Origin of the sequence: Streptosporangium sp. H16, assembly GCF_051918855.1 — a bacterium.
In the GTDB taxonomy this organism is placed as follows: domain Bacteria; phylum Actinomycetota; class Actinomycetes; order Streptosporangiales; family Streptosporangiaceae; genus Streptosporangium.
In genome coordinates, this window is record NZ_JBPXMD010000084.1 from 1 (window position 1) to 5,279 (window position 5,279).

1 protein-coding gene is annotated in these 5,279 nt (G+C 71.8%); it reads right to left on the reverse strand.

The genetic code is table 11. The features are described 5' to 3' along the window. Positions 1-5,246: type I polyketide synthase (locus ACTOQ2_RS43650; RefSeq protein ID WP_440107880.1), on the reverse strand; the 5,246-nt coding region annotated here is incomplete at its 3' end. Positions 5,247-5,279: the final 33 nt, after the last annotated feature.

Below are 5,279 nucleotides of genomic sequence, written 5' to 3' on the forward strand. Positions count from 1 at the left end.
ACAACCGCGTACACCACCGCCTCGGCCACCACCGCACCCTCAGCGACCGCACCCCTCACCGCAGCCAGATCGACCAGCTCCGAACCCCCGCTCGATCCAGCCGGGAGCGGCGTCCAGGTCACCTGGTGCAGGAAGCTCATGCCGGTGGCCAGGTTGGCCGTCGAGAGGGGGCGCACGATGAGCGCCTCGATGTCGGCCACGGGTGCACCGCTGCCGTCGGCGATGTTCAGCGTGATGCCGGTGATTCCTGCGGCGGTGTTCCTGGTCGCTCTGACGCGCAGGGTGGTGGCGCCGACCGCGTGGACCGACACCCCGTTCCAGGCGAACGGCAGATACGGCCGCCCCGGCTCGGGAGCAGGCAGCAGATCACCCAGCGCGCTGGCGTGCAACGCCGCGTCCAGCAACGCCGGATGCACCCCGAACCGCGCCGCCTCAGCATGAGCCTGCTCGGGCAGCACGATCTCGGCGAGTACTTCCCCGGGTCGTACCCATGCCCGTGCCAGTCCTTGGAAGGTGGGGCCGTACTCCAGGCCGATCTCACCCAGACGCTCGTACAGGTCCTCCACCGCGACCGCGACCGCGTCGGCCGGCGGCCACACCGCCACCGCGAAACCCGGCTCGGTCGTCTGCTCGGCAAGTTCGCCCTGCGCGTGCAGCGTCCAGTCTTGCGCGTCATGGGCTCGCGAGTGGATCGCCACCGAGCGGGCCCCTGATTCCTGGAGCGCGCCGACCAGCACCTGCACCCGCACGCCGCCCTCGTCGGCCAGCACTAGCGGAGCCTGCAACGTCAGCTCCCGCACCAGCGCACAACCCAGCTCCTCACCCGCCCGGCCCGCCAGCTCCACCAACGCCGTCCCCGGCACGATCACCGTCCCGTTGACCACGTGATCGGCCAGCCACGGCTGCGCGGCCACTGACAAGCGACCGCTGAAGACCACCGACTCACCACCGGCGACCTCCGTCACCGCACTCAGCAACGGATGATCGATCCCCTCCAGCCCGGCCGCGTCCATGTCCCCGGCCTCAGCCTGCGCCGCCACCCAGAACCGCTCCCGCTGGAAGGCATACGTCGGCAGATCCACCCGTACCGGCCGAGCCGGAGCGAAGAAGGCCTCCCAATCGACGGCGATCCCCCGGACCTGCAACTGCCCCAGGGCTCTGACCAACGTCCTAGCCTCATCACGGTCCTTACGCGCGACCGCGACGAACACACCATCGTCGACACTCTGCTGGGCCAGCGCGGTCAGGGTGGTGTCCGGCCCGATCTCCACGAACACGTTGGCCTGGCAGGCGACGACCCCGTCGGCGAAGCGCACCGCCTCGCGCACATGCCGCACCCAGTACCCCGGGTCGGTCAGCAGCCCCGGCTCAGCGGGCCGGCCCGTCACATTGGAGATGACAGGAATACTCGGCTCGCTGAAGGTCAGGGCGGAGACGATCTGCTCGAACTCCGCCAGCATCGGCTCCATCAGCGGTGAGTGGAAAGCGTGCGAGACCCGCAGCCTGCGTGTCCGCGCGCTCACCAGGGCGGCGATCTCCTCCACCGCGCTCTCGTCACCGGAGATCACCACGGCCTGCGGGCCGTTGACCGCGGCGATGCTCACGTCCTCGCGGCCCTCCAGCAGCGGAAGGACCTCCGCCTCGGGGGCGGCGATGGCCAGCATCGCCCCACCCTCCGGCAACGCCTGCATCAACCGGGCACGGGCGGAGACCAGGGCGCACGCATCAGGCAGCGAGAGCACGCCCGCCACATGCGCGGCGGCGATCTCCCCCACCGAGTGACCCACCAGCACGTCCGGGGTCACCCCCAGCGAGGTGAGCAGACGATAGAGGGCGACCTCGAAGGCGAACAGCGCCGGCTGGGTCGTCCCGGTCTCACCGAGCACACCGTCGGGATCGGAGAACATCGCCTCACGCACCGAGCCGGGCAGCAGCGCGCAGATCTCGTCCAAGGCATCCGCGAACACCGGGAACGCCGCCGCGAGATCACGGCCCATCCCCACCCGCTGGCTGCCCTGACCGGCGAACAACATCGCCACCCTGCCGCCACCGGCCGCGGCACCCGGCGTCGCCGTGCCCTCGGCCAGGGCACGCAGGCCCGTCACCAGCTCGGCCCGATCCGCGCCGACCACGACCGCGCGCTGCTCCAGCAGCGCCCGGCCCGTCGCCAGCGTCCAGGCCGCATCGGCCGGGTTCAGCTCCGGCCGCTCCTCGACCCACGACGCGAGCCGGGAAGCCTGTCCTCGCAACGCCTGAAGGGTCTTGGCCGAGACCAGCCACGGCGTCACCGGCAGCTCGACGGCGTCGGTCTTGGCCTCGGGCTCCGCCGGACCCTGTTCGATGATCACGTGCGCGTTGGTGCCGCTGATCCCGAAGGAGGAGATCGCAGCCCGGCGCGGGCGGTCCTCGATGTCCCAGGGACGGGCCTCGGTCAGCAACTCCACCGCGCCCGCCGACCAGTCGATGTGCTCCGACCGCTCCTCGGCGTGCAGGGTCCGCGGCAGCGTCCCGTGCCGCATCGCCATCACCATCTTGATGACGCCACCGACACCGGCGGCGGCCTGGGTGTGACCGATGTTCGACTTCAACGAACCCAGCCACAGCGGCCGGTCCTCGGGACGGTCCTGGCCGTAGGTGGCGATCAGCGCCTGCGCCTCGATCGGGTCGCCCAGCACCGTTCCCGTACCGTGCGCCTCGACCGCGTCCACATCCGCGGGCGAGAGGTTCGCGCTGGCCAGCGCCTGGCGGATCACCCGCTGCTGCGCGGGACCGTTCGGGGCGGTCAGGCCGTTGCTCGCGCCGTCCTGGTTGACCGCGCTGCCCCGTACGATCGCGAGGACCTGGTGGCCGTTGCGCCGCGCGTCCGACAGCCGCTCGACCAGCAGCACGCCGACGCCCTCGCCCCAGGCGGTGCCGTCCGCCGTGTCGCCGAAGGACTTGCATCTGCCATCGGGTGCCAGACCGCGCTGGCGGGAGAACTCGATGAAGGTTCCGGGCGTCGACATGACCGTGACGCCGCCCGCGAGGGCCAGATCGCACTCACCCGAGCGCAGTGCCTGCGCCGCCAGGTGCAGCGCGACCAGCGACGACGAGCACGCCGTGTCCACGGTCATCGCCGGTCCCTCGAACCCGAAGGTGTAGGACACCCGGCCGGAGACCAGGCTTCCGCCACTGGTCGAGGCGGGAGCGCCGAGACCGTAGTCGTGGTACATCAAGCCGGCGAACACGCCCGTCCGGCTGCCGCGTAGCTCGACGGGACTGACGCCGGCCCGCTCCAGCGCCTCCCATGACGCCTCCAGCAGCAACCGCTGCTGCGGGTCCATCGTCAGGGCCTCGCGCGGGCTGATCCCGAAGAACTCGGGGTCGAACTCGGCGGCGTCGTACAGGAAACCGCCGTGCTTCACGTAGGAGGTGCCCTTGCTCTCCGGGTCCGGGTTGTAGATCCGCTCCATGTCCCAGCCGCGGTCGGCGGGGAACTCGGAGATGGCGTCCGTACCGCCGGCCACGAGGTCCCACAGCCCCTCGGGCGACAGCACGCCGCCGGGGTAGCGGCAGGCCATGCCCACGATCGCGATCGGCTCGTCATCGCCCGGCGTCCTGGCCGTCGTGACCGATGTGATCGCGGACGCGGCGCCGATCAGCTCCGACCCCACGTAGTCCGCCACCGCTCGGGCGGTCGGATAGTCGAAGATCAGCGTGGCCGGCAGCCGCATGCCGGTGACCTGGCTGAGCCTGTTCCTGAACTCGACCGCGGTGAGGGAGTCGAAGCCGAGGTCCTGGAAGGCGCGGTCCGGCTGGACGGCCTCCTTCGAGGCGTGCCCGAGCACCGTCGCCACTTCCTGGCACACCAGGTCGGACAGGATCGCCAGGCGTTCCGCGGGCTCCATCGCGGCCAGCCGTCCCGCGAGGCCGTTGAGGGTGCCCGCTCGTGGCAGCGCCACCCGGGCCGGGTTCCTGCCCTGGGCGAACCGCGCGGCGACCAGCGCCGGCCGGTCATGGCGCAGAGCGGCGTCGAACAGCGCCAGCCCGTCGGCAGCCGACAGCGGCTTCAGGCCCATGCGCTCCATGCGGCGCACGTCGGCCTCGGTCAGTTCCTCGGCCATCCCGCCGATCGCCCACAGGCCCCAGGCCAGCGAGGTGCCCGCCAGTCCCTGTGCTCTGCGGTGTTCGGCCAGCCCGTCGAGGAAGGCGTTGGCAGCGGCATAGTTGCCCTGCCCGGGACCACCCAGCGCTCCCGCCACCGAGGAGAACAACACGAACGCCGACAGGTCCAGCTCTCGGGTCAGCTCGTGCAGATGCCAGGCCGCGTCGGCCTTGGGCCGCATCACCCCGTCCAGCCGCTCGGAAGTGAGCGCGGTGATCACGCCGTCGTCCAGGACGCCGGCCGCGTGCACCACACCGCTCAGCGGCTGGTCGGCCGGGATGCCCGCGATCAGCTGCGCCAGCGCCTCCCGATCACCGACGTCGCACGCCGCGACCTCGACCGTGGCACCCAGCTCGGTCAGCTCCGCCACCAGCTCGGCCGCCCCCGGCGCCTGTACGCCACGACGGCTGACCAGCAGCAGCTGCCGCACATCGTGGGCAGTCGCCAGATGCCTGGCCGCCAGCGCGCCCAGTCCACTCAAACCGCCGGTGACCAGCACCGTGCCCTCCGGGCCGAAGACCGGAGCACGCTCCTCCCCGGCCGGCGCCACCGCCGTACGCACCAGGCGCGGCGTCCACACCGCACCCGCCCGTACCGCGACCTGCGCCTCACCCGAAGCCAGCGCCTGACCCACCGCGTCCTCGTCCAGCGGTCCGGTCTCCACGTCCAGCAGCACGAACCGGCCCGGCTGCTCGGCCTGCGCCGCCCGCACCAGACCCCACACCGCGGCCTGCGCCGGATCCACATCCTCGACCTCGGACACCGCCACCGCGCCCCGCGTCACCACCACCAGCCGCGAGGAGGCGAACCGCTCCTCGGCCAGCCACCCCTGCACCAGATCCAACGCCTCGTGCACCCCGACCGACACCTCGACCAGCACACACTCCGCGACCGCACCATCCAGCGAACCGGCCAGCACCCACCCGGGCACCTCTGCGGAAGCGGCCGGAGCCGTGCTCCACTCGAGCCGGTGCAGTGAGTCGGTGCGGTGACCGGGGGTGAGCTGGTCGGCTGATATCGGACGGGCCGCGAACGCCTCGACCGACAGCACCGGTACCCCGGTGGAGTCGGCGATCGTCAGAGCGACCGTGTTCTCGCGCACCGGCGAGATCCGTGCCCGTACCTCGGTCGCTCC